The 25,066-nt window shown below is 64.0% G+C and carries 22 protein-coding genes and 3 tRNA genes; 8 read left to right on the top strand and 17 right to left on the bottom strand.

Going from position 1 to position 25,066, the window contains the following annotated elements; genetic code table 11:
- Positions 1–41: 41 nt before the first annotated feature.
- The gene (locus ACZY0R_RS22605) at positions 42–305 is read right to left on the bottom strand and encodes a DUF1488 family protein (RefSeq protein WP_045240075.1); all 264 of its coding nucleotides are present in this window, start codon (positions 303–305) and stop codon (positions 42–44) included.
- Between the two features lie 288 nt (positions 306–593).
- On the opposite strand from ACZY0R_RS22605, the gene ACZY0R_RS22600 reads away from it, so the two are divergent.
- Positions 594–669, top strand: a tRNA-Lys gene (locus ACZY0R_RS22600).
- A 240-nt stretch (positions 670–909) separates the two neighbouring features.
- Here the strand turns inward: ACZY0R_RS22600 and ACZY0R_RS22595 are convergent.
- Both ACZY0R_RS22595 and ACZY0R_RS22590 read right to left on the bottom strand, forming a co-directional pair.
- Positions 910–2,295 (bottom strand): 8-oxoguanine deaminase, encoded by a 1,386-nt coding sequence (locus ACZY0R_RS22595; protein WP_488861350.1) that lies wholly within the window; start codon positions 2,293–2,295, stop codon positions 910–912.
- Positions 2,296–2,481: 186 nt separating this feature from the next.
- The gene (locus ACZY0R_RS22590) at positions 2,482–3,390 is read right to left on the bottom strand and encodes a LysR substrate-binding domain-containing protein (protein WP_488861348.1); all 909 of its coding nucleotides are present in this window, start codon (positions 3,388–3,390) and stop codon (positions 2,482–2,484) included.
- A 216-nt stretch (positions 3,391–3,606) separates the two neighbouring features.
- Here ACZY0R_RS22590 and ACZY0R_RS22585 point away from each other — a divergent pair, with 216 nt between their 5' ends.
- From ACZY0R_RS22585 to ACZY0R_RS22565, 5 genes are all read left to right on the top strand, one after another.
- On the top strand, positions 3,607–3,930 hold the full coding sequence (locus tag ACZY0R_RS22585; protein WP_488861346.1) for a DUF2252 family protein: 324 nt from the start codon (positions 3,607–3,609) through the stop codon (positions 3,928–3,930).
- A gap of 60 nt (positions 3,931–3,990) precedes the next feature.
- Positions 3,991–4,066, top strand: a tRNA-Lys gene (locus tag ACZY0R_RS22580).
- 381 nt (positions 4,067–4,447) lie between these two features.
- Complete coding sequence (locus tag ACZY0R_RS22575; RefSeq protein ID WP_045240072.1) at positions 4,448–5,422, top strand: tripartite tricarboxylate transporter substrate binding protein BugE; 975 nt, start codon at positions 4,448–4,450, stop codon at positions 5,420–5,422.
- A 311-nt stretch (positions 5,423–5,733) separates the two neighbouring features.
- Positions 5,734–6,117 carry a hypothetical protein gene (locus ACZY0R_RS22570; RefSeq protein ID WP_045240071.1) on the top strand — a complete coding sequence of 128 codons (384 nt, stop codon included), beginning with the start codon at positions 5,734–5,736 and terminating at the stop codon, positions 6,115–6,117.
- A gap of 99 nt (positions 6,118–6,216) precedes the next feature.
- Positions 6,217–6,339, top strand: a complete 123-nt coding sequence (locus ACZY0R_RS22565) for a hypothetical protein (protein WP_441627272.1) — start codon at positions 6,217–6,219, stop codon at positions 6,337–6,339.
- Between the two features lie 52 nt (positions 6,340–6,391).
- Here ACZY0R_RS22565 and scpC read toward each other — a convergent pair whose 3' ends face one another.
- A complete protein-coding gene (scpC, locus tag ACZY0R_RS22560; RefSeq protein WP_488861343.1) occupies positions 6,392–7,906 on the bottom strand; it encodes a succinyl-CoA:acetate CoA-transferase ScpC in 1,515 nt (504 codons plus the stop codon).
- 380 nt (positions 7,907–8,286) lie between these two features.
- Here scpC and ACZY0R_RS22555 point away from each other — a divergent pair, with 380 nt between their 5' ends.
- Entirely contained in the window at positions 8,287–13,167 is a 4,881-nt protein-coding gene (locus tag ACZY0R_RS22555; protein WP_488861341.1) for an NAD-glutamate dehydrogenase, read from the top strand.
- A gap of 97 nt (positions 13,168–13,264) precedes the next feature.
- A complete protein-coding gene (locus ACZY0R_RS22550) occupies positions 13,265–13,852 on the top strand; it encodes a DUF2939 domain-containing protein (protein WP_488861339.1) in 588 nt (195 codons plus the stop codon).
- 2 nt (positions 13,853–13,854) lie between these two features.
- On the opposite strand, the gene ACZY0R_RS22545 is transcribed toward ACZY0R_RS22550, so the two are convergent.
- The 13 genes from ACZY0R_RS22545 to thrS all read right to left on the bottom strand — a co-directional run bounded on the left by ACZY0R_RS22545 (position 13,855) and on the right by thrS (position 25,037).
- A complete protein-coding gene (locus ACZY0R_RS22545) occupies positions 13,855–14,109 on the bottom strand; it encodes a hypothetical protein (RefSeq protein ID WP_488861337.1) in 255 nt (84 codons plus the stop codon).
- Between the two features lie 288 nt (positions 14,110–14,397).
- On the bottom strand, positions 14,398–14,766 hold the full coding sequence (locus ACZY0R_RS22540) for a hypothetical protein (RefSeq protein ID WP_045240066.1): 369 nt from the start codon (positions 14,764–14,766) through the stop codon (positions 14,398–14,400).
- A gap of 143 nt (positions 14,767–14,909) precedes the next feature.
- On the bottom strand, positions 14,910–15,161 hold the full coding sequence (locus ACZY0R_RS22535; protein WP_045240065.1) for a hypothetical protein: 252 nt from the start codon (positions 15,159–15,161) through the stop codon (positions 14,910–14,912).
- A 349-nt stretch (positions 15,162–15,510) separates the two neighbouring features.
- Positions 15,511–15,801: a hypothetical protein gene (locus tag ACZY0R_RS22530; RefSeq protein WP_488861334.1), complete on the bottom strand. Its 291-nt coding sequence runs from the start codon at positions 15,799–15,801 to the stop codon at positions 15,511–15,513.
- 948 nt (positions 15,802–16,749) lie between these two features.
- A tRNA-Pro gene (locus tag ACZY0R_RS22525) sits at positions 16,750–16,826 on the bottom strand.
- 56 nt (positions 16,827–16,882) lie between these two features.
- Positions 16,883–17,314 carry a MerR family transcriptional regulator gene (locus ACZY0R_RS22520; protein WP_488861332.1) on the bottom strand — a complete coding sequence of 144 codons (432 nt, stop codon included), beginning with the start codon at positions 17,312–17,314 and terminating at the stop codon, positions 16,883–16,885.
- A gap of 115 nt (positions 17,315–17,429) precedes the next feature.
- The gene (locus tag ACZY0R_RS22515) at positions 17,430–17,846 is read right to left on the bottom strand and encodes an integration host factor subunit alpha (RefSeq protein WP_045240061.1); all 417 of its coding nucleotides are present in this window, start codon (positions 17,844–17,846) and stop codon (positions 17,430–17,432) included.
- Positions 17,847–17,915: 69 nt separating this feature from the next.
- Positions 17,916–20,363 carry a phenylalanine--tRNA ligase subunit beta gene (gene pheT, locus ACZY0R_RS22510; protein WP_488861330.1) on the bottom strand — a complete coding sequence of 816 codons (2,448 nt, stop codon included), beginning with the start codon at positions 20,361–20,363 and terminating at the stop codon, positions 17,916–17,918.
- Positions 20,364–20,433: 70 nt separating this feature from the next.
- Positions 20,434–21,465, bottom strand: coding sequence for a phenylalanine--tRNA ligase subunit alpha (gene pheS / locus ACZY0R_RS22505; protein WP_045240059.1), 1,032 nt, complete (start codon positions 21,463–21,465; stop codon positions 20,434–20,436).
- 347 nt (positions 21,466–21,812) lie between these two features.
- Positions 21,813–22,169: a 50S ribosomal protein L20 gene (rplT, locus tag ACZY0R_RS22500; RefSeq protein ID WP_276288264.1), complete on the bottom strand. Its 357-nt coding sequence runs from the start codon at positions 22,167–22,169 to the stop codon at positions 21,813–21,815.
- A 27-nt stretch (positions 22,170–22,196) separates the two neighbouring features.
- Positions 22,197–22,394 carry a 50S ribosomal protein L35 gene (rpmI, locus tag ACZY0R_RS22495; protein ID WP_006575466.1) on the bottom strand — a complete coding sequence of 66 codons (198 nt, stop codon included), beginning with the start codon at positions 22,392–22,394 and terminating at the stop codon, positions 22,197–22,199.
- Positions 22,395–22,562: 168 nt separating this feature from the next.
- Positions 22,563–23,084, bottom strand: coding sequence for a translation initiation factor IF-3 (infC, locus tag ACZY0R_RS22490; RefSeq protein ID WP_081488948.1), 522 nt, complete (start codon positions 23,082–23,084; stop codon positions 22,563–22,565).
- A gap of 45 nt (positions 23,085–23,129) precedes the next feature.
- Positions 23,130–25,037: a threonine--tRNA ligase gene (gene thrS / locus ACZY0R_RS22485; protein WP_488861323.1), complete on the bottom strand. Its 1,908-nt coding sequence runs from the start codon at positions 25,035–25,037 to the stop codon at positions 23,130–23,132.
- Between the last annotated feature and the right edge of the window lie 29 nt (positions 25,038–25,066).

The following is a 25,066-nucleotide window of genomic DNA, read 5'->3' as shown; positions in this document are numbered from 1 at the left end:
CCCGGGATCGGACCGATGACCGACCCGGCCTGAGCCCCGTTTCAGAGCGGCGCCACATGGGCGCGCTTGACCACCACCGGCTGGGCGGCGCCCTGCTCGATCAGCACCACGGCGGCACGCTCGATTGTCTCGCGTCCGGCGCGGAAAGCCTCTTCCAGCGACAAGACCTGGTCGGCACTGAAGCCTTCCCACAGCGCTTCGCGCGTCACCACGCAGGTGACTTGTTCGCCGTTGACAACAGCGTGGAATAGCAAGCCTTCATTATTGATATCGTAGCGATCTTGCTCTTGGAATTTGATATCCATCGGTACAGCCCTCCATTGCAAGTGAAGATTCATCCTAACATGGGTCGGCCCGACTCGTCCGCAAAGGCCTACGCCTCGCTCGTCTCCAAGCATGACTGCCGATGCACCAGGCGAGTTCCCATGGCATGAATGCATGGATCCGGTGCATGAAAAAGCCCCTGCGCCTTCGCATCGCTGCAGGAACCGGGGCAGTTCGTACATGCCATCCGCGATCCCGCTCGCGCAGGAAAAATTCGCAGGAAGGGGTTTGACAAACGCAAAAACAATGATACAATCTTTTTCTTCGTTGGGGCGTTAGCTCAGTTGGTAGAGCAGCGGACTCTTAATCCGTAGGTCGAGTGTTCGAGTCACTCACGCCCCACCAGCGAATTCTAAAAGCCGGAAGCAGCAATGCTTCTGGCTTTTTTCATTGGCGCATCTCCCCCTCCCCAAAAAATCTCCTCATAAAAACATACAAAAAAAAGCCCGCGACAATTGTGTTGTCGCAGGCTGAGAAGGGTCAGGGGCGCTCCGAGAACGTCCCGTCGCCTAGTGTGAATACGTTGGAGACATGACGCAGCCCCACTCGAGTGGGGTCATGCGCGCGCCGCATCCGGGACTCGCGTCAACCTGCGCTTGCGCGCTCGAACAATTCGCGCGCGAGCCCGCGGTGCCGCGCCAGCACGCGCGACAATTCCACCGTGCGCAGCTCGCCGTCGCGCACCACCACCTTGCCGTTGATCACACTGGTAGCGACATTGCCCGGCGTGCAGAACACCAGCGCCGCCACCGGATCATGGCCCGCACCGGCGTAAGCCACCTGCCCCATGTCGAAGGCCACGAAGTCAGCCGACATGCCCGGCGCCAGGGCACCGATATCGTCGCGGCCCAGCACGCGCGCGCCTCCCAGGGTGGCAATCTCCAGTGCCTCGCGCGCGCTCATGGCGGCGGGCCCGTATCCTACCCGCTGCAACAGCATCGCCTGGCGCACCTCGCCCAGCATATGAGCGCCATCGTTCGAAGCGCTGCCGTCCACCCCCAGGCCGACCGGCACGCCGGCATCGCGCATCGCGCGCACCGGCGCAATGCCTGAAGCCAGCCGCATATTGGAGCAAGGGCAATGGGCCACGCCCGTGCCGGTGCGGGCGAACAGCGCGATGCCTTCGTCGTCCAGCTTGACGCAGTGCGCGTGCCACACATCGGGTCCGACCCAGCCGAGTTCCTCGGCGTACTGCGCGGGCGTCAGGCCGAACTTCTCGCGCGAGTAGGCGATGTCGTTATCGTTCTCGGCAAGGTGGGTATGCAGCGACACGCCATAGTTGCGCGCCAGCATCGCCGACTCCCGCATCAGGTCGCGCGACACGGAAAACGGCGAGCATGGCGCCACCACCACGCGCAGCATGGCATGGCGCGAAGCGTCGTGGTATTGCTCGATCAGCCGCTGGCTGTCGCTCAGGATCGCCCGCTCCTCCTCCACCACCGAGTCGGGTGGCAGGCCACCCTTGCTGCGGCCCACGCTCATCGATCCGCGCGCGGCATGGAAACGCATGCCCATTTGCGCCGCGGCCGCAATCGAATCGTCCAGGCGCGAGCCGTTGGGGTAAAGATAAAGATGGTCACTGGTGGTGGTGCAGCCGGACAGCATCAATTCCGCCATCGCGGTCCGGGTCGACACATCGATCATCTCCGGCGTCAGGTGCGACCACAACATGTAGAGATTGCTCAGCCAGGAGAACAGCTCCGCGTCCTGCGCGGCCGGCACGGCGCGGGTCAGGCTCTGGTACATGTGGTGGTGCGTATTGACCAGACCCGGAATCACCACCTGGCCACGCATGTCGAGCACCTCGGCGCGGCCTTCGTCGATCAGCCGGCGGTATTGCTGCGGCAACTCGGCGCTGGCGCCCACCCATTCGATCGACGGGCCTTGGGCTACCAGCGCGCCGCCCGGAATCTCGCGGCGCTGCACATCCATGGTAACCAGGATGTCTGCATTGATAAGGATGAGAGTCATGACGGGATCTTCGGATCAGGGGTGGATAGCGATGCAGCGCCGGGGCTGGCCAGCCGGCGTCGTATTGACCGGCTCAGACAGTCTAAGACGGCGGCGGCCAGCCGCAAAGCATCGAATTCCACCGACGGTGTACGCAAAAACAGCACAGCCACCGTGTTGCGCCAGGGCCAGGTCCAGCGGGCCGATCTAGCGCAGGCTCCCGAACAGTTCCGCCAGGCCTGCGCCGATCCGCTCCGCCATCAGACTCGCCGCCGGGCTCAGCGGGTTGCGCGCGCGCGCCACCAGCCGCAACGTCTGGCACGGCAGCTTGCCGTCGCGCAAGGGCACCCATGCGAGCGCGCCGCGCGCGCGCTCCTCCAGCACATCGAGGGGGTTCAGGAAAGCGACGCCGGACCCAAGCATGACCAGGCGCCGCATCAATGCCGTCGAAGTGGTCTCGGTCACAGGCGACACCTCCATGGCCGCGCGCGCGAAGGCCTCGTCCAGGATGGCGCGGATCGACAGCGACGGCGCGGGGAGGATCACCGGGTAAGCCAGGCATTCACCTAGCAGCGTCGAAGGCTGCGCAGCCAACGCGTGCGAGGGCGCGACCACCGCGCCGATATGCCAGTCACTGCTGGCCAGGATGCGAAAGGCGGCGATGTCGGGCAGTTCGTAGGCAAGGCCGAGGTCGGCATCGCCGCGCTCGACGGTGCTGACGATGTCCGCCACGGGCAGATCCAGCAGGCGCACCAGGATGCCCGGATATTGCTGGCGGAAGCCGTGCACCAGCGAAGGCATCAGCGACCCGGCCAGCCCCGCGGTCGTGGCGACTGTCACTTCGCCCTGGCGCACACCTTTGACGGCCGCGATACGGCTGCGCAAGAGTTCGTGCTGGCGCAGCGTCTGCCGCACGTGCGCCAGCACCATCTCGCCCAGCGGAGTCAGCCGGAGGCGTTTGTTGATGCGCTCGAACAGCGGTGCGCCCAGTTCGGTCTCCAGGTCCAGTATCTGCCGGTTGATCGCGCTCGGCGCCACGTGCAGATGCAGCGCGGCCTGGCGGATCGAACCGCGGTTCACCACCTCATCGAGGTAGCGCAGGACTCTGGCATGCATGACGGGCTCCGGATTCTGGCTCGACGCGGCAGCGGGGGCCGCGGACATGGAAGACGAGCGCATTGTAGCCGCTGGCCATGCGCGCCGGCCGCCCACGGGCGCGTGACAATGGCAGCGAGCCGGCATGGCATGGAGTACGCTGACATCAGTTCGCCGGACGGCCGACGCCGCCAGACCGGCCCTTTCCTCTTGCCAGCGCGCGGCGCCCCCGACACCATGACATCCAAGACAAGCAGCAAGAAGCCCTTCATCCGTGAACTGCTGCCGCAGGACCTGAAGCTGGAGATCGATACGCTGCCCCAGGAGGAGGCCAGCCGCGTCGCGATGTACCTCGGCGAGGTGCTCGGCAACGCCCACGCGCGCCAGATGGATCTCGCCACCCAACGCGACTGGCCAGCCGAACTGGCCCGCAACCGGTCAAAGCAACTCGATGCCCCGTCCTGGCTCTGGTCTAGCGTGCTGGACCTGATAGCCAGCCACGAGGTCGTCTATCTCGAACACTGCCGCAAGTTCGCTCTGGGCCAGACAGGGGGTCTTTGAAAAACAGCAAAATAGCTATTGCATAGTCACAATCGGCTAGCTATAATCTTGGACTTCGTTGGGGCGTTAGCTCAGTTGGTAGAGCAGCGGACTCTTAATCCGTAGGTCGAGTGTTCGAGTCACTCACGCCCCACCAGCGAATTCCAAAAAGCCGGAAGCAGCAATGCTTCCGGCTTTTTTCATTTCCATTTGGCTCATCGGCGCCCAGGCCACGCAATGCAAGTTTCCGCGGCTGCCGATACGTTCGCCCTACCCGCTCCGCGCTGCGATCCATACGCGGGTTGATACCAATTCCGCCGGCCAAGCTTTCACGGTTGAATTGCGCCTGGAGCACATTGCGGAACATGGTTCCGCATCACGGAACCAATCCAGAAACTCCAGCGCTCCGCGGCAGCCCTTGCCGCGGAACGTTGCGGCGCGTCGGCGGGATAAACAAGGGCAACGTCGACACAGATCGCCGTATCCCGCGCCCGGCCGAGCAGTCCGCTCATATACTTAGAACCCTCGGGAGCCTCTCTTGAAAGCAGTACTGAATGTTGGCAGCGCAGCCTGCCTGGCCCTCCTTGGCCTGTGCCACAGCGCCATGGCGCAAACCTATCCGAACAAGCCGATCCGCCTGATCGTGCCGTTTGCCGCTGGCGGCACCACGGACATCGTTGCCCGCGCGGTCTCCGACGGCATTGGCCGCGAACTTGGCCAGGTGGTGGTGGTGGAAAACCGCGGCGGCGGCGGTGGCGCGATCGGCGCCGATGCCCTCGCCAAGTCCGCGCCCGACGGCTACACGCTGGGTATCGCCACGGTGAGCACGATGGCGACCAACCCGGCTACCAACGCCCGCAACCCCTACGACCCGATCAAGGATTTCGCGCCCATTACCAACCTGGTCAATGTGCCGAACGTGCTGACGATCAACCCCAAGGTACCGGCCAAGAACCTGCAAGAGTTCATCGCGCTGGTCAAGGCCAACCCGGGCAAGTACAGCTACGCGTCGGCCGGCAAGGGCAGCATCTCCCACCTCGACGGCGAACTGTTCAAGTTCCTGACCAAGACCGATATGGTCCACATCCCCTATCGGGGATCGGGTCCGGCCCTGAACGACACGCTGGCGGGGCAGGTCAGCGGCCAGTTCGACAACCTGCCATCGTCCATGCCGCATATCCAGGCCGGCAAGTTGCGCGCCCTCGCCGTGGCGGCGCCGAAGCGCGTGGAGGGCTTGCCTGACGTGCCGACGTTCGCCGAGGCCGGCATGAAGGACATGAACAATATGGCCTGGTATGGCCTGGTGGCGCCTGCCGGCACGCCTGCCGCGATCATCACCAAGGTCCACGACGCTGCCGTGAAGACGTTGCAGGATCCGAACGTGAAACGCCGCCTGGCCGAGAGCGGCGCCTATCCCGACGGCAACACGCCGCAGCAATACGCCGCGCAGATCAAGCGTGAACTGGACCTGCGCAAGAAGATCGCGCACGACCAGAACATTACGCTGGAATAAGGACCGGAGGGCCCGGCCGCCTGCGGCCGGGCCTTGCCGGGGCCAGTGCCTGCGGCTGTACTGTCATCCAGCCCCCCCTTGCGCCCTGCGCCGCCCCCCCCCTTTTTTCCCCTCCACGTCTTCCCCCAGGAAGATACCGCCTGACTTGATCTGGCTCAGAAGCCGCGCGGGCGCAAAGTGGTTCAATACAGTGGGAAGAAAGATTGACTTCGCAGGGTCATCCCAAGTCGGTAAAGTCTTCCGGTCAAACGACCATTTATGCGGCCATGCCCCCTGCACGTGGCCATTACTCATTACTCACGAGGATGAATATGCGCAACAAGACCGTAGCCGCCCTGACGATCGCCGCCCTGACAGCCCTTGGCGGCGCGCAGCTGGCGCATGCCCAGAAGAACTACACGGAAGGCGGCGACCTTTACGGCGGCGCCCATGCGAACAAGACGGACCCCAATAAAAGCGCCGCAAAGTCCGGCAAGTTCGATCCGTACACCGATGGCGCGAAGAAATCGACCAAGTCGAACCTGAACGCTTCCGGCACCAAGAAGAAGGCCGATCCCTATACGGACGGCGCCAAGTCCGGCAAGTTCGACCCGTACACCGACGGCGCAAAGGCTGGCAAGCCCGACCCGTACACCGACGGCGCCAAGGCCGGCTCGTTCGATCCCTATACCGACGGAGCCAAGACCAAGCAGTAAGCCGCAGGCATAGGCGGCAGGCCGTCCCGCCGGACGGTGCGCCAGCGCACTGTCCGGCCTGCGGGAGGCAGGCAGGATCAGGCCAGCATCGCTTGCCGCATGCACTGGTTTCCCCGCTGCGTGGCGTGGCAGGCCTTCTCCTTTTCGGAGACCATCATGCTAGACGTGCTGATCCTCATGGCTTCCTCCCTGGTGCTGGCAGTGCTTATCTTCAAGGGATAGGGAGAACCAGGGAGATTCGGGGAGGACGAGGCGCCGGAAGATCGCGCGCCGCTTACGCAGCCGCCAGGGCTGCCTGGGGACCGCCCATGGTGCCCTCCTCGCGGTAGCGCGCGTGCCAGGCCAGCGCTTCCTCGATAAGGTGCGGCGTATGTCCGCCGCGCCGCGTGGCGCGCGTCACGTAATCACGCAGCAGATCCCGATACAGCGGATCGGCGCAATTGGCAATGATCTGCTGCGCGCGCTCGCGCGGCGCCAGCCCGCGCAGATCGGCCAGGCCATGCTCGGTCACGATGACATCGACATCATGCTCGGTGTGGTCCACATGCGAAACCATCGGCACGATGCTGGAAATGGCGCCGGCCTTGGCCACCGACTTCGTGACGAACACGGAAATGTGCGCGTTGCGGGCAAAGTCGCCAGAGCCGCCGATGCCGTTCATCATGTGCGTGCCGCCCACGTGCGTGGAATTCACATTGCCATAGAGATCGCACTCGAGCGCCGTGTTGATGGTGATCAGGCCGAGCCGGCGCAATATCTCCGGGTGGTTGCTGATCTCCTGCGGGCGCAGGATCACACGTGACTTGTAGCGCTCCAGGTCTGCCAGGAAGCGCGCGTAGACGGCGCTGGTCAAGGTGACGGACGAAGCCGAGGCAAAGGTCAGCCGCCCGGCATCGAGCAGTTCGATCGTGCTGTCCTGCAAGACTTCCGAATACATCGTGAGATCGCGGAACGGCGAATCGATCAAGCCATGCAGCACGGCGTTGGCGATCGTCCCGATACCGGCCTGCAGGGGTTGCAGTGACGGCGCCAGCCGGCCTGCCCGGACCTCATGCAGGAGGAAATCGTTCAGGTGCCCCGCGATCTGCCGCGTTTCCCGGTCGGGTGGCTGCGCGGTGGATGGACTGTCATCCTTCTGCGTGATCACGATGGCCGCAATCTTCGCGGGATCGACCGGAATATAGGGCAAGCCGATGCGCTGATCGACCGAAACCAACGGGATCGGCTCGCGGTGGGGGCGCTGCGCAGGCAGGTAGATATCGTGCAGGCCCTCGAGGCCGGCCGGCATATTGAGGTTAATCTCGACAATCACCTTGCTGGCCAGCATCGCAAAGCTCGCGGAATTGCCCACCGAGGTGGTTGGCACAATGCCGCCTTCCTCGGTGATCGCCACGGCTTCCACCACCGCCACGTCCACCGGCGCGATCTGCCGCCCGCGCAGTTGCTCCACAGTCTCCGACAAATGCTGGTCGATGAACATCACCTCGCCCGCATTGATCTTGCGCCGCAAGGTCGTGTCGACCTGGAACGGCAAGCGCCGCGCCAGCACATTGGCTTCGGCCAGGAGCTTGTCGGTGTCGTTGCCCAGCGAAGCGCCGGTCATCAGCGTAATGCGCAGCGGCTCGGTCGCCGCGCGCTGCGCCAGCGCCTCCGGCACCGCCTTGCAGTCGCCGGCGCGGGTGAACCCGCTCATGCCCACGGTCATGCCGTCCCGGATCATCGCCGCCGCGGCCTGGGCCGGCATCACCTTGTCGAGCAGACTGGCCAGCCGGATACGTTCCTTGTACATCTTTATGTCTCCATGATGCCTGTCCCGGTGGCTGGGGCTGTACCGCGCGCAGTGGCAGGACCCGGTGCCCTGCTCGGCTCGCGCGTCCTACCGGCCGGTAAGGCGCAGGTAAGCAGTGTAGCCACGGGAAAAGCATTCCTGCGGAGATATAAAATCATAAAACCCAGTCGTAAATTTCATAGCCACCCTTTCGCATGCCAGCGCCTCGCCATGCGGCAGCTCCCCGCAGGCGTGCAGCGCACTTTGTGCGCGGCGCCCCCCTTTATGCTCTACAGTAGTTAGCACGGTCATGCTGCCACCGCGACGACACCGCGCATCGGTGCCACGCCGGGTTATCGCCAGCATGAAACTGCCGAAACAAGCCGTCTGGGGGAGACACCATGCTGGCGGAAAGCGAAGCGCGACTGGCCCAGTTGCTGGCCGACCTCATCCAGTTTGCACAGGGCCGCCTGCCCGGCGACACGTTCGTCAAGGTCGAGCCTTTCCTGCGCCACTACTACGACCTGGCCGATGCCGAAGACCTGCTCAAGCGGGAGGTAGCGGATCTCTACGGCGCGGTCATGGCGCACTGGCAGACCGCCCAGCGCTTCGTCCCTGGCAACGCGCGGCTGCGTGTCTACAACCCCAATCTTGAACAGCACGGCTGGCACTCCGATCACTCGGTGGTGGAGATCGTCAACGACGACATGCCGTTCCTGGTCGACTCCGTCACCATGGAGGTCAACCGGCTTGGCCTGGCCTTGCACTCGGCGATTCACCCTGTCTTCCAGGTCTGGCGCGACACGGACGGCACCATTGCGAAAGTGGGGCTAGGCAGTGAGGGCGACGCGCCCACGAACGAATCCGCCGGCGGCCCGCGCCTCGAGTCCTTTATCCATTTCGAAGTGGATCGCTGCGGCGATGCTGCCACGCAAGAAGCCTTGCGCAGCGGCATTGCGCGCGTGCTGGGCGATGTGCGCGCCGCGGTGGAAGACTGGCCGCAGATGACGGCCATCACGCGCACCACCATCGACAAGCTGACACAGGGTTCGGAGGGCAGCCAGCCCGATACACAGGAAGCCTGCGCCTTCCTCGAATGGATGCTGGACGATCATTTCTGCTTCCTGGGCCAGCGCGACTACGAACTCGTGACCCAGGACGGCCGCTTCTACCTGCGTGGCGTGGCCGGCTCCGGTGCCGGCATCCTGCGCGAAAGCCTGCGCACGCCCGACGCGGACACGCTCACCGAGTTGCCCGCTGCGGCCACCGCCGTCATCGAGGGCAGTTCGCCGATTTTCCTGACCAAGGCAAACTCGCGGGCCACCGTGCACCGGCCCGGCTACCTGGACTACATCGGCGTCAAGCTCATCGGCGCCGATGGCAAACTGTTCGGCGAGCGCCGCTTCGTGGGGCTCTACACTTCCACCGCCTACATGATGTCCATCGCGGACATACCTCTGGTGCGCAGCAAGTTCGAGAATATCCTGACACGCGCCGGGTTCCTGACCAAGGGCCATCTCTACAAGTCGCTGGTCACCATTCTCGAGCAATACCCGCGCGACGAACTGTTCCAGGCCGATGAAGATGAGTTGTTCGGCATTTCTCTTGGCATCCTGCGCCTGCAGGAGCACCAGCGCATTCGCCTGTTTGTGCGGCGCGACCGCTTCGACCGCTTCGTCTCCTGCCTGGTGTTCGTGCCGCGCGACAAGTACAACACCGACTTGCGCCAGCGCATCCAGAAGCTGATGATGACCGCCTTCCACGGCAATAGCTGCGAATTCACGCCGCAACTCTCCGAGTCGCCGCTGGCGCGCATCCAGCTGATCGTGCGCGGCGAGCCCGGCACCATGCCCGATGTCAACGCCGCGGAGCTGGAAGAGCGCATCGTGCAGGCCGCCCGCCGCTGGCAGGACGACCTTGCCGCCGCCCTGCTGGACAGCACCGGCGAAGAGCAAGGCAACCGCCTGCTGCGCCGCTACGGCGACGCCTTCCCCGCCGGCTACCGCGAGGACTACCCGGCACGCACCGCGGTGCGGGATATTGAACTGATGGAAGCGGCGCAGTCCAGCGGCGGCATCGCCATGAACCTGTACCGGCCGATCGAAGCCGCGCCGGGTGCGTTCCGCTTCAAGGTCTACCGGGCACGCGAGCCGATCGCGCTGTCGCTCAGCCTGCCGATGCTGGAGCACCTCGGCGTGCGCGTGGACGAGGAGCGCCCCTACCTGGTCGAGCCGAACGGCGCGGCGCCGGTATGGGTCCACGATTTCGGACTGGAAATGGCCGATGGCGTGGCTACCGGCATCGACCTCGGCGCCGATATCGCACGCATCAAGGCGCTGTTCGAAGATGCCTTCGCGCGCGCCTGGAACGGAGAGATCGAGAACGATGACTTCAACCGGCTGGTGCTGCGCGCCGAACTGGCCGCGCGCGACGTGACCATCCTGCGCGCCTATGCCCGCTATCTGCGCCAGGTCGGATCGACCTTCAGCGATGCTTATATCGAACGGGCCCTGACCGGCAACCCGGCCATCGCCTCGCGGCTGGTGGAACTGTTCGTGGCACGCTTCGATCCCGTCGCGGAAAGCGCCCGCGCGGCGCGCTGCGAGCGATTGCTGCAAGCCATCGGCACCGCCCTGGACCAGGTGCCCAACCTGGACGAGGACCGCATCCTGCGCCTGTTCCTGGGCGTGATCAATGCCACGGTACGCACCAACTATTTCCGCCAAGGCCCCGACGGCGGGCCACGCCCTTACCTCTCGTTCAAGTTCAACCCCGCACTGGTGTCAGGCCTGCCCGAGCCGCGGCCAATGTTCGAGATCTGGGTCTATTCCCCGCGCGTGGAAGGCGTGCACCTGCGCGGCGGCCCGGTAGCGCGCGGCGGCCTGCGCTGGTCCGACCGGCGCGAAGATTTCCGCACCGAAGTGCTGGGGCTGATGAAGGCCCAGATGGTGAAGAACACGGTGATCGTGCCAGTGGGCAGCAAGGGGGGCTTCGTGGTCAAGCGGCCGCCGGCGGCAACCGACCGCGATGCCTTCCTGCAGGAAGGCATCGCCTGCTACCAGACCTTCCTGCGCGGCCTGCTGGACGTGACCGACAACCGTGTCGCCGGCACCCTGGTGCCGCCCCCGGAAGTGGTACGCGAGGACGGCGACGACCCCTATCTGGTGGTCGCCGCGGACAAGGGCACGGCGAGCTTTTCGGATTACGCCAACGCGATCTCCGCCGAATACGGTTTCTGGCTCGGCGACGCCTTCGCGTCTGGCGGCTCGGTAGGCTACGACCACAAGAAAATGGCCATCACGGCGCGTGGCGCGTGGGAATCGGTCAAGCGCCATTTCCGCGAGATGGGCATCGATATCCAGTCCACCGACTTCACCGTCGCCGGCGTTGGCGACATGTCCGGCGATGTCTTCGGCAACGGCATGCTGCTGTCGCCCCACATCCGCCTGGTGGCTGCGTTCGACCATCGCCACATCTTTCTCGACCCCAGCCCCGACCCGGCTTCCAGCCTGCGCGAACGCCAGCGCATCTTCGAGCTGCCGCGTTCCAGCTGGGCCGACTACGACATGAGCCTGGTCTCGGCCGGCGGCGGCGTGTTTCCACGCACCGCCAAGACCATCGCCATCACACCCGAGGTGCAAGCCTGCCTTGGCATCACAGCCACTACGCTGTCGCCCGCCGAACTGGTCCACGCCATCCTGCTGGCGCCGGTCGACCTGCTCTATAACGGCGGCATCGGCACGTACGTCAAATCCAGCCACGAGAGCCACCTGCAAGTGGGCGACCGCAGCAACGACGCGGTCCGCGTCAACGGCGCCGAGCTGCGCTGCAAGGTAGTCGGCGAAGGCGGCAACCTCGGCTTCACGCAACTTGGCCGCATCGAATTCGCGCTCAATGGCGGACGCATCAATACCGATGCCATCGACAATTCCGCCGGCGTGGATTGCTCGGATCACGAGGTCAATATCAAGATCCTGCTCGGGCTGGCGGTGGCGGATGGCGAGATGACCGAAAAGCAGCGCAACAAGCTGCTGGCGGAAATGACGGACGAGGTCGGCCTGCTGGTGCTGGAAGACAACTACTACCAGACCCAGGCGCTGTCCGTGGCGGGCCGCAACGCCGCCCCGCTGATCGATGCGGAAGGCAGGCTGATCCGTTGGCTGGAGCGCGCAGGCCGCCTCAAGCGCGCGCTGGAATTCCTGCCAACGGAGGACGAACTGGTGGAACGCAAGGCCGCCGGACTGGGGCTGACCTCGCCCGAGCGGGCGGTGCTGCTGGCCTACAGCAAGATGTGGCTGTATGACGAATTGCTTGCCTCGAGCTTGCCCGAGGACCCGCTGGTGGCCGGCCTGTTGCCCGCCTACTTCCCGCAGCCACTGCGCGAGCGGCATGCCGACACCATGCTGCGCCACCCGCTGCGCCGAGAGATCCTTTCCACGCACCTGACCAATACACTGGTCAACCGCGTCGGTGCCACCTTTGTCCATCGCATGCTGGAAGAGACCGATGCGCGTCCCGCCGACATCGTGCGCGCCTGTCTGATCGCGCGCGACGTGTTCGGCCTGGAGCCGCTCTGGGCGGACATCGACGCGCTCGACAACCGCGTCGACGACGCGGTACAGGCGCAAATGTTCGTCGCTGTGGGGCGGCTGCTGGAACATGCCAGTCTCTGGTTCCTGCGGCATCCTCAGGCAGGCGGACCGGCAGACAGCCACAGCGCACGCTACGCGGAGGCCGCGGCATGGCTCACGCCGCAATTGCCCGCGCTCCTGGCCGGCCCCGAGGCCGCGGCGCTGGCCGAGCGACGGCAGGCGCTGAGCCAGTCCGGCGTGGGCGATGGCCTGGCCCTGCGCGTGGCCGCGGGAGAAATCTCCGCCGCGGCGCTGGATATTGCCGAGGTAGCCGCCGCCACGCGGCGTAGCCTGGCGCTGGTGGCAGGTGTGTATTTCGCGCTCGACACGGAGTTCAGCTTCGGCTGGCTGCGCGAACGCGCGCTGGCACTGCCTGCCGACAGCCACTGGGACCTGCTGGCACGTACCACGACACTGGAAGATCTCGGCCGCCTCAAGCGCGCGCTGACGGTAAGCGTGCTGGCGCAACCGCAGGAACTGGACACCCCGGCCCAGCTCATCGAGGCATGGCGAGGTGGCCGGCAGGCGCAGATCGAGCGCTTCTCGCGCATGCTGGCGGACCAGCGTGCAACGGGCGCGGCCGGCCTGTCGATGCTGTCGGTAGCCGTGCGGGAAATTGGCTTGCTGGAGCGCAGCCAGCCGGGCGGGTAGACGCAGACGCTACCGATTGGAGACAATGGCGGAATGTTTGCCAGCAACGGTACAGCGGCCTCGCTGTACCGTTGCTGGCGCTCCAACCGGGAACCCGATGAACAAACCTGCCAAAGCCGCCATCGCGGCGGTGATCGCCGTCGCTGCCAGCAGCTACGCCAGCCCGTACTGGGCGCTCTACCAGATGCGCTCCGCCATCGAAGCACGGGATGCCGACAAGTTCTCCCGCTATGTCGACTATCCCGCCCTGCGCGAAAGCCTGAAGGCACAGCTGAACTTGTCGCTGCAGCAGAAGCTTGGCGGGACCGGATTGCAGAACATGCCCTTTGCCGGTATCGGGCAAGCGATCGGCCTGGCGGTCATCAACACCATGATCGACACCATGGTGTCACCCGCCGGCGTCATGGCGCTGATGGCCGGCGAGAAGCCCGGCACCCAGGCGCAGCCGAAGCCCGCGCCTCCCGCCCCGGCTCCGCCGGACAGCAATAGCGAGCCGGCCGGGCAGGAAAAGCAGGAGGCCGCAAGGGATGCGCTCAATTACGGCCTGTCTTATCGTGGCTGGGGCAGCGTCGAAGCCTCCGCCACCAAGGACAACGGCGAACGCGTTGTCATCGGCCTGACGCGAGAAGGCCTATGGACCTGGAAATGGAGCAGCATCGTGCTGCCTGAACTCTCCAGGCCCTAGCTTCACCGCCCCCATTTCGCCTCAAGCAACACCGCCGCCTTAATGGCGTCGACGGTCTCTTCTTCGGTCTTGAAGTCCCCCAGCAGCCGCTTTGACTTGCCGCCGAGCACCGCGGCCCGGAGTGCCTTGCCGGAGGCCTCGGAGGTGCCGGGGCTCCAGCAATAGCGCGCGGTCCATGTGCCGTCCTGCAAACGCTCGGCCACCCAGATGACGCGAAAATCCTCGAACACAACCCCGAAAGGTTCGTCTTCGTCCATAACATACCTCCACAACACGCGATCGCTCCCCTCGAACGCCACGGCCGTGCGCGCGCGGGCCGTGTCGGCATCATCGCCCGGTCGGGATCGGCATCGGACCGGGCGACACGTCGCCATCAGTGCAGCGATCTGGTTGTTCAGGACTGAAGGCCGCGTTGCGCCACAGATGGACCTGCATGCCATTGACCATGGCTGTCCGCTGTGACGGTGGATTGCTGCGTCAACGCCCCGTTTTCGCGAGATGCTAGCACGCCGCACGCCCGCCCTGCCAGCCGGGCCGCGTGCCCGTTAGTCGGAGGGAATCTCGTGATTGCCGTGCGCCAGGAGCCCGCCCCGGATATCGCCCAGCACGCGCGGCCTGCGGGGCTGCAGCTCCAGGCCCAGGCGGATCAGCAACTCAAAGGCATCGGCCAGCAGATGCTGCTGGCGCGGCAGCAGGCTGGCGTAGGGCATATCGTAGATGGACTGGTGCGAGCCACGCGCGCCCTTGAAGCCGCGATCGCGCGCCATATCCGACAACAGCGCGGCAAAGCCGTCCAGATCTTCTGCCGCCAGGGCAGTATTGAGCACGGCGGCCAATACGTGGGGGGGCGAAGACCCCCAGCCCATGACATCGGCGTTGGCCGCGCCCTCTTCGCAAGCATCGAATGATTTCATATCGGGATTAACGACCGCCAGACCGCGCCATGTAGGCCCACCCTCAAAACTTCTGCCGAATACGAACAATCCTCCGGCTGGCTCATCCGGCGCAAGACAAGCCAGCAGCCGATCGCGCCAGCGGGCCCAGGCACGACGATCGATCAGCCCGCGGCATAAGCAACGTGGTCCACGGTCGCGTCGATCAGCCGGCATGCGCGCGCCTGAGCCCGATCGGCCACTTCCAGCAGTTCGCCCTGCTCATGCCCCTCCCAGGATTGCAAGGGCGATGGATTGCGCACCGCCCCCTTGGCCTCCTGGACGATCGAGGCGCTCACCAGGCACCCCCGCTCCTGCTGCTGCACCGAGATCAAAATCACGTAGCCTCGGTAATTCTGCGTTCTGGATTCATTCATGAATAGCGTCTCCCTTTGCGGCCATCGTAGCATGCCGCAGCGCAGCGCCCGGCCAGGGAGAGCGGCAACGAACCCGCCGCCGGGTCTAAGTCCGGTCCTGGGGGCGATCCTGCGGGCGGCGCCCCATGCGCCAGACGTTGGGCGGCTCTCCGTGGGCAGCATTCTGGAACATCCAGGCGCCGCAGACCGTGCAGCGCCATGGCCGGTCCACCCAACGTGAATTGATGTCCATGCCAAGCGCGCCCGCACCGGATGCAGCCAGATTCTCATGCGGCTGCACCGTGGCCGGTGCGCCAACGAGAAGATGGCAGGGATCGCAAGCCTGCATGTCGTTACTCCAACGAAGCCCTTACTCCGGCGAAGAGGAAGCGCCGAAGGGATCAGCGCTTTGCTGGCCCGGCACCTCGGTCAGGTCGAATTCGTCACGTGCCTTGTCCACCACGGCCCGGATACTCCTTTCGTAGCCTGCGGCGTTGCCGAAGACCTTCATATCCCAGTTACGTCCTCTCGCATCGCGTGCATGCGCTTGTGGCACAGGCACCCGGATCTTTGCGCCGTCCTCAACGATGTCATCGATGCGCTGGATGCGCCGGCTTACCTCGTCCTGCAAGGCGCGGGCGGCGCGCTCGCGTTTGGCCATCACTCACTCCTGTCGATTGCACAAGCCAACATAAGCGGCATCCGGTGAAGTCTGCTTCCCCGCGCCGTGGGCCGCAAACGTCTACCCGGCAAGACATGTACGCCGCGCCGTCGATGGGTTGATTGTAGAGGCGGCTGGTCCTTCCCGACAAACCTGTTTGCGCCGTAAGCCGGGCTCACCTGGCGCATAACCAATTTTGGGCATGCGCATCCAGAGTCAATTCAGCAAAATCGGGCTTCGAAGGCGCCCCATTGGCCGCAACCTGAACAAAGGAAACAAGGATGAAGCTGCGTCGGATGGGGCAGTTTGCGGTCCTCGGTGCGCTGGTCTTCGGCTTGGGCGGTTGCGGCGGCAGTGACGACGCTTCAACCACCAACAGCAACGCTTCCCGAATGAGGTCATAGGAACATTCACCTGGACAACCACGTACCCATCGTCGACACAACTCCATAGCACCATGGCGTGCAAGTCGATACGTCGCCGGATCCAGCCCTCGTCACGCAGCACACGGCAACGCTTCCCGGACTTGTCCCAGGCCATATCTACCTGGTCGAATCGATCTCGAAGACACAGAACGGTCCCGAGGTTCGATACGGACCGATTCCCATCGCACCCTGAATGCAACAAACATGCGCCGTCCGACACCGACGGGACGTGGAACGGGCTGTGCCGGGTTGAAGAGAGTGAGACGGGCAGGCCCGAGCGGCTCATCGCGGAAAAGCGCGAGATTGCCGTCGATGGCAGTGCGGGCACAAGTGCCGTTTCGTGGCCGTTGGCAGCCCGGAGGGCGTCTGCCCGTTCTTGCCAGAATGCGCACACGCGTGTAAAACCTGCGCGCCCGTTATGGCATCAAGGTGGATATTGGAAGTTCTCCAATATCATTGAAGACTGCGCTGATTCAGAAATGAGAAAAGCCCACGTAACCGATTGATTACGTGGGCTCTAATTTGGTCGGGGCGAGAGGATTTGAACCTCCGACCACCTGCACCCCATGCAGGTACGCTACCAGGCTGCGCTACGCCCCGAAAGAAAAAGATTATATCAGACGCTTTTCAATATTGGCTAGTCCTTGCTGCACTTTTTATTCGTGTTTCGCGATCTGCTCAAGCTGCGCGAGCAAGTGCTGGATTTCCACGAGTTCGTTGCGCAGGTTGTTCAGGTCGAGCGAGAAAACCGGTGCTTCATCGGCAGCCGCTGCAGCAAGCGCTTGCTCGTCCTCAGCAGACGCATGGCTGTGCTGGCGCCCTTCGTCGAGGCGATTGCGGGCACCATTGATCGTGAAGCCCTGCTCATAAAGCAGGTCGCGGATGCGTCGGATCAGCAGGACTTCATGATGCTGGTAGTAGCGCCGGTTACCACGCCGCTTGACGGGCTTGAGCTGCGTGAACTCCTGCTCCCAGTAGCGCAGCACATGCGGCTTGACGGCGCAAAGCTCGCTGACTTCGCCAATGGTGAAGTAGCGTTTGGCGGGAATCGGCGGCAACAAGATGCGTTCGCTGGATCTTTCCGACATACGGTCAATGGGCGGGCTTCAGGCCGTACCGGGAGAGGTTGTGGTGTCCGCGCGGGATAGCGCGCGGACAAACGAGACAAGCAGGATAACGAGTGCTCGCGCTACTGGCAAACGATCAGCCGGCCACCGCCACCAGGCCGGCTCGCTCTTCCACCAGGCCCTTGAGCTTCTGGCTGGCATGGAAGGTCACCACGCGCCGTGCCGTGATGGGAATGATCTCGCCGGTCTTGGGATTGCGGCCGGGACGCTGAGGCTTGTCGCGCAACTGGAAATTACCGAAGCCGGAGAGCTTGACGCTGTCGCCATGTTCCAGCGCTTCGCGGATCACGTCGAAGAAGGCTTCGACCATATCCTTGGATTCGCGCTTGTTGAGACCGACCTGGTCGAACAGCATTTCGGCGAGCTCGGCCTTGGTCAGGGTCGGCACCTCGGCAACGCGGGCGTCGGACGTCTCGTCGTCATGGGAGGCTGCCTGCCGGTCGCTTGCCCCACCCATTGCTGCGGCCATGAGATACGCTTGTCGATCGTTCATTGTCATTCAGTGTGGCGATCCGCCCGGATGCGGAAGTCCGGGCGCTCCATTGTCATGTCAGCTGGTGGATCAGCTGCGCATCCGCGCCTGGAATGCAACGCTGGCGGCTTCGACCATGCAACGTACCGCGCTATCGACGGTTTCGTCCTGGAGGGTCGCCCCAGTATCTTGCAAGGTCACGCGGAACGCAAGGCTTTTCTCGTCCGCGCCAATGGCCGCCGAGGCTGCCTTCGGACGGAACTCGTCGAACAGCACCAGGCTCTGGCAATAGCGGGCGGAGCCTTGTTTTTCCAGGGCTTCGCGCATGGCGTCCAGCAGGTCCTGCACGCGCACCGACTGCTTCACCACCAGTGCCAGGTCGCGTACGGCGGCCGGGAACTTGGAGATTTCGGCGTAGCTGGGCAGGCCCACTTCACGCAGTGCCTGCAGGTCCAGCTCGAACACAACCGGCGCTTGCGTCAGTTCGTACTCCTGCAGCCAGCGCGGATGCAGTTCGCCGATCACGCCGGCCACCTTGCCGTCGATCACTACTTGCGCGGCGCGGCCCGGATGCAGCGCGGGATGCGATACCGGCTCGAAGCGCGCGACGCGCGGGAACAGCAAGGCCTCGACATCGCCCTTGACGTCGAAGAAGTCCACCGGGCGGGTGGCGATGCCCCACTGCTCCTCGAAGGCCGGGCCGTAGGCAATGCCGCCGGCAACCATCGGCTGGCGATAGCCGGCCACCGTCAGGCCGCCATCGGCAACCGAGGCGTCGCGATGGAACACGCGGCCCACTTCGAACATCCGCACGCGCGATGCCTTGCGGTTGAGGTTGTAGCGCACCTTGTCGAGCAGGCCGCCGATCAGCGTGGAACGCATCACCGCCAGTTGGCTGGCGATCGGGTTCAGCAGGCGGATCGGGTTGTCGTTGCTGGCAAAGTCGCGCTCCCACTTCTCTTCGACGAAGGCGAAGTTGATCACCTCCTGGTAGTCGCGCGCGGCAATTGCGTGGCGCACGACATGGGTCGAGCGCCGTGCTTCGTCGGTCGGGCGCATCTCGCTTTCGGCGATCGGCGGACGTGCCGGGATACGTTCGAAGCCGTAGATACGGGCCACTTCCTCGATCAGGTCTTCCTCAATCTCGATGTCGAAGCGATAGCTCGGCGGCGTGACCACGAACACTTCGCCGTCCGCTCCTTGCTCGCGGGTGAACGGCAGCTGCAGGCGCAGGAACACGTCGGCGATGACCGCGGGCGACAGCTCGATACCGAGCACGCGCTCGGCGCGCGCCACACGCAGGCGCACCGGCTTGCGCTGCGGCAGGTTGACAACCTGGTCGTCGACCGGGCCGGCCTGGCCGCCGCAGATCTCGAGGATCAGCGCACTGATGCGCTCGATATGCTCAACCGTGGTGGCGTAGTCCACGCCACGCTCGAAGCGATGCCCGGCATCGGTCGAGAAGTTGAAGCGGCGCGAGCGGCCCTGGATCGCTTCCGGCCACCAGAAGGCGGCTTCCAGGTAGATGTTGGTGGTGTCCAGCGTGACGGCGGTGCTGTCGCCGCCCATGATGCCGGCCAGGCTCTCGATCTCCTTGTCGTCAGCGATCACGCCAACCTGCTCGTCGAGCTCGACAGTATTGCCGTTGAGCAGCTTGAGCTGTTCGCCCTTGCGGCCCCAGCGCACATCCAGGCCGCCGTGGATCTTGTCCAGGTCGAACACATGGGAGGGACGGCCAAGTTCAAGCATCACGTAGTTCGAGATGTCGACCAGCGCGGAGATGCTGCGTTGCCCAGCCCGCTCCAGGCGCTGCACCATCCACGCCGGCGTGGCCGCGTGCGCGTTCACGCCGCGGATGACGCGGCCAGAGAAACGCCCGCACAGGTCGGGCGCCGACACCTTGACCGGGAGCTTGTCGGTCAGCGTCACCGCTACCGGCTTCATCTCGGGCAGCCGGAGCTCGGCACCGGTCAGCGCGGCAACTTCACGTGCCACGCCGTGGATCGACAGGCAGTCTGCCTTGTTGGGCGTCAGCTTGATCACGAAGACCTGGTCATCAAGATCCAGGTACTCGCGGATGTCCTGGCCAATCTTCGCATCTTCGGGCAGCAGCATCAGGCCGCCGTGGTCTTCCGACAGCTTGAGTTCGCGCGCCGAGCACAACATGCCGAAGCTATCGACGCCACGCAGTTTGCCGACCTTGATTTCAAACGGCTTGCCGCCCGCCTCAGACGGCGGCAGCACCGCGCCAACCAGCGCGCACGGCACCAGGATGCCGGGCGCGACGTTGGGCGCGCCGCAGACGATCTGCAGGTTCTCGCCGGTGCCGGCATCGACCTGGCAAACGTTGAGACGGTCCGCGTTGGGATGGCGCTCGGTGGAAAGCACGCGCGCCACCACTACCTTGTTGAACGGCGGCGCGACCGGGCCGACCTCTTCCACTTCCAGCCCGGCCATGGTCAGGCTGTGCGAGAGCGCATCGGTGGAAATCTTGTCGGGATTGACGAAACTGCGAAGCCAGGATTCCGAGAATTGCATGGCGCTTCTGATCCGGTAAGTATTCTGTTCTGTGGTGTCGGTGACGATATGCTCGGGCGCGGCGGACGCCTCAGGCGAACTGGCGCAGGAAACGCGCGTCGCCTTCGAAGAACAGGCGCAGGTCGTTGATGCCGTAGCGGAGCATGGTCAGGCGTTCGAGGCCGGAACCGAATGCGAAGCCGATGTAGCGCTCGGGGTCCAGGCCCATATTGCGCAGCACATTGGGATGTACCTGGCCCGAGCCCGAAATCTCCAGCCACTTGCCGTTGCCGAAGGCCATGTCGATTTCCGCCGACGGCTCCGTGAACGGGAAGTACGAGGGGCGGAAACGCACCTGGATGTCATCGCGCTCGAAGAACTTGCGCAGGAAGTCGGTGTACACGCCCTTGAGGTCGGCAAAGCTCACGTCCTCGCCGATCCACAGGCCTTCGACCTGGTTGAACATCGGCGAATGCGTGGCATCGCTGTCGACGCGGTAAGTACGGCCCGGGCAGATCACCTTGATCGGCGGCATCTCCCGGCCCTTGTATTTCTCCACGTGCATGCGCGCATAGCGCACCTGCATCGGGCTGGTGTGGGTACGCAGCAGCAGCAACTTGCCTTCGCTGTCGCGGCCGTCCACATAGAACGTATCCTGCATCGAACGGGCCGGATGGTTGTCCGGGTTGTTCAACGCAGTGAAGTTCATCCAGTCGGTTTCGATCTCGGGACCATCGGCCACGTCGAAGCCAACCGAGCCGAAGATCTGCTCGACCCGCTCCCATGTGCGCATCACCGGATGGAGGCTGCCGCGGGCTACCGCCCTGCCGGGCAGCGTCACATCGATGGCTTCTGCAGCCAGCCGCGCGTTCATCAGCGCATCGGCCAGTGCCTGGCGGCGTGCCTGCAGCGCGGCCTCGACCTGCTGCTTGGCCTGGTTGATGCGCGCGCCTTCGCTCTTGCGGGTTTCCGGGTCAAGCTTGCCGAGGCTCTTGAGTAGTTCGGTGAGCGCACCGGTCTTGCCGAGAAAGCGGGCTTTTTCGTTTTCCAGCGTGGCGTTGTCGTTGGCTGCGGCGAAGGCGGCCTGGGCGTCGGCGACGATTTGATCCGGATCCAGAGACATGGCGGCGGTCGGCGATAAATTTGGCGTCCGGGTCACGCAGGGCCCGGGCGTGGGTTAGCACTAGGTGCGATGTGGGTGCAGAGTCCGTGCGGCACCGGGGGCGGCGCGGGCTTCGTTTCGGATGTCGTCTTGCGGCGTGCGGCGGCACGACGAGGGCACGATGCAAACGGCATTCGAAATAAAAACGGGGCTCGGTGAGGAGCCCCGTTTCTGCAGGTCCGGCTGAATCGCCGCTGCAGCGACGGGCGCTGCTCAGGCAAATTCGGCGGAAATGCTGTCGACCTTGCGGTCGGTGCTTGCGCCCGGGGCGCCGCGCCAGGAACTAGCGCGGCATCCCGGAGCCGGCATCAGGCAACGGTGGCTTTCACCTGGTTGACGATGGCGGCAAAGGCAGGCTTGTCATGAATAGCCATGTCCGACAGCACCTTGCGGTCCAGCTCAATCGAGGCCTTCTTCAGACCGTTCATGAACACGCTGTAGGTCATGCCATGCTCACGCGAAGCAGCATTGATACGCGCAATCCAGAGAGCGCGGAACACGCGCTTCTTGTTGCGGCGATCGCGGTATGCGTACTGGCCAGCGCGCATGACCGCCTGCTTGGCGATACGGTAGACGTTATTGCGGCGGCCGCGGAAACCCTTGGCAGCGACGATGACTTTCTTATGGCGGGCCCGTGCAGTGACCCCACGTTTTACTCGAGGCATGTAATGCTCCTTTCGTTTTCGTTAGGGTTATGCGTAAGGCATCATTGCGCGAACGGACTTCAGGTTCGTCTCATGGACGTCCTGGGTGCCGCGCAGTTGACGCTTGTTCTTGGTGGTCTTCTTGGTCAAGATGTGACGCTTGAAGGCCTGGCCACGCTTGAACGAACCATTCGGACGCGCAGTAAAGCGCTTGGAAGCGCTTTTCTTGGTCTTCATCTTCGGCATGAAAAACTCCAGCTTCTATGACATGCATGCAGGTGGCCAGCTGGCGCCGGCACTTGCAAAACCCGCATCCACTTATTGTTGCGCGATGCCGCGGAGGCACCTGCGCCGCTTTCGCACGACACCGCGCCCGGAGGAATCCCCTCCGGGCCGCGGCGGCGCGCAAAAATCTTACTTCTTCTTCTTGGGAGACAGCACCATCACCATCTGGCGGCCTTCCATCTTCGGCATCTGCTCGACCTGGCCGACTTCTTCCAGATCCGCCTTCAGGCGTTCGAGCACACGCGCGCCGATTTCCTGGTGCGCCATCTCACGGCCGCGGAAGCGCAGCGTGATCTTGGTCTTGTCGCCGTCTTCAAGGAAACGCTTCAAGTTGCGCAGCTTGACGTTGTAGTCGCCATCATCCGTACCCGGCCGGAACTTGACTTCCTTGACCTGGATGATCTTCTGCTTCAGCTTGGCGTCGTGCGCGCGCTTGGCTTCCTCGTACTTGAACTTGCCGTAATCCATGATACGGGCAACCGGCGGCACCGCTGTCGGAGCGATTTCCACCAGGTCCAAGTCCTTATCCTCAGCCAGGCGAAGCGCGTCCATGAACTTGACGATGCCGAGCTGCTCATTATCAACCCCGACCAGGCGCAATTCGGGTGCGCTGATTTCGCGATTGATGCGATGACCTTTGTCTGTAGCGATGTTGCGTTACCTCAAGAAGACAAAAAACAAGCCGTGCTCATCCCATCAGGCTTTGCTGGAAACGTCCTGTTGCAGACGCTCCACAAACGCGGAGACGGACATGACACCCAGATCCACGTTGCCACGGGCACGCACGGCCACTTGACTGGCATCCCGCTCCTTGTCGCCCACTACCAGCAGGTAGGGAATCTTCTGAAGGGAATGCTCGCGGATTTTATACGTAATTTTCTCGTTACGCAAATCCGCCTTTGCCCTAAATCCTTGTTTTTGCAGAAGTTGCACGACGTTTTCAGCATATTCCGCCTGGGAATCGGCAATATTCAGCACCACGACCTGCTCCGGTGCCAGCCAGGCGGGCAGCGCGCCGGCATGATTCTCCAGCAGGATGCCCAGGAAGCGCTCGAAAGAGCCCAGGATAGCCCGATGCAGCATCACCGGACGCTTGCGCGAGTTGTCCTCCGAAACGTACTCGGCGTCCAGGCGCTCCGGCAGCACCAGGTCCAGTTGCAGCGTGCCGCACTGCCAGGAACGGCCGATCGCGTCCTTGATGTGGTATTCCACCTTGGGGCCGTAGAAGGCACCCTCGCCCGGCAGCTCTTCCCACTCCACGCCGCAGGCGCGCAGCGCCAGCCGCAGGCCTTCCTCGGCATGGTCCCAGACCTCGTCCGAACCAGCACGCTGGTCAGGACGCAGCGAAAGCTTGACCGCGATGTCCTTGAAGCCGAAATCGTCGTACACGGAGAATGCCAGCTCGTTGAACGCCTTGGCCTCCGCCACGATCTGCTCTTCCGTGCAGAAAATGTGAGCATCATCCTGCACAAAACCGCGTACGCGCATCAGGCCATGCAGTGCGCCCGAGGGCTCATTGCGATGGCAGGCGCCGAACTCGGCGAGACGCAGCGGCAGGTCGCGATAGGAGCGCAGGCCATGGTTGAAGATCTGCACATGGCCGGGGCAGTTCATCGGCTTGATCGCGTAGTCGCGCTTTTCCGACTCCGTGACAAACATGTTCTCTTTGTAGTTCTGCCAGTGACCTGACTTTTCCCACAGCGAACGATCCATCACTTGCGGCGTACGTACCTCTTCATAGCCAGCCTGCGTCAGGCGGCCACGCATGTACTGCTCCACCGCCTGCCACACCTGCCAGCCCTTGGGATGCCAGAACACCATGCCAGGCGCCTCTTCCTGCAGGTGGAACAGGTCAAGCAGCTTGCCCAGCTTGCGATGGTCGCGCTTCTCGGCCTCCTCCAGCATGTGCAGGTAGGCTTCCTGGTCTTCCTTCTTGGCCCAGGCCGTACCGTAGATGCGCTGGAGCATCTCGTTCTTGGCGTCGCCGCGCCAGTAGGCGCCGGCCACCTTCATCAGCTTGAAGACCTTGAGCTTGCCCGTGGACGGCACGTGCGGACCACGGCAGAGGTCGACGAACTTGCCTTCGCGGTACAGGCCGATCTCCTGATCCTGCGGAATCGAGGCAATGATCTCGGCCTTGTACTTCTCGCCCATCGACTCGAACAGCTGCACGGCTTCGTCGCGGCTCCAGACCTCGCGCGCCACCTTCTCGTCCTTCTTGGCAAGCTCGGCCATCTTCTTCTCGATGGCAACCAGATCCTCGGGCGTGAAGGGGCGCTTGTAGGCGAAGTCATAATAGAAGCCGTTCTCGATCACCGGGCCGATCGTCACCTGCGCCTCGGGGTACAACTCCTTGACGGCGTAGGCCAGCAAGTGCGCCGTCGAGTGACGGATCACATCGACGCCGTCGGCATCCTTGTCCGTGACGATGGCCAGGCTCGCATCGCTATCGATCAGATAGCTCGTATCGACCATCTGGCCGTCCACCTTCCCGGCCAGAGCGGCCTTGGCCAGGCCCGAGCCAATGCTCTGCGCCACTTCGGCAACCGTCACCGGGCCGGGAAATTCGCGGCGGGAACCATCCGGCAGCGTGATTGCGATCATCTTGCACCTCATCAGGAATCCACCCGCCG

This window comes from Cupriavidus sp. F041, from assembly GCF_057814235.1.
The sequence above is the reverse complement of the archived record's forward strand: the minus strand, read 5'-3'. Positions and strand labels throughout refer to the sequence as shown.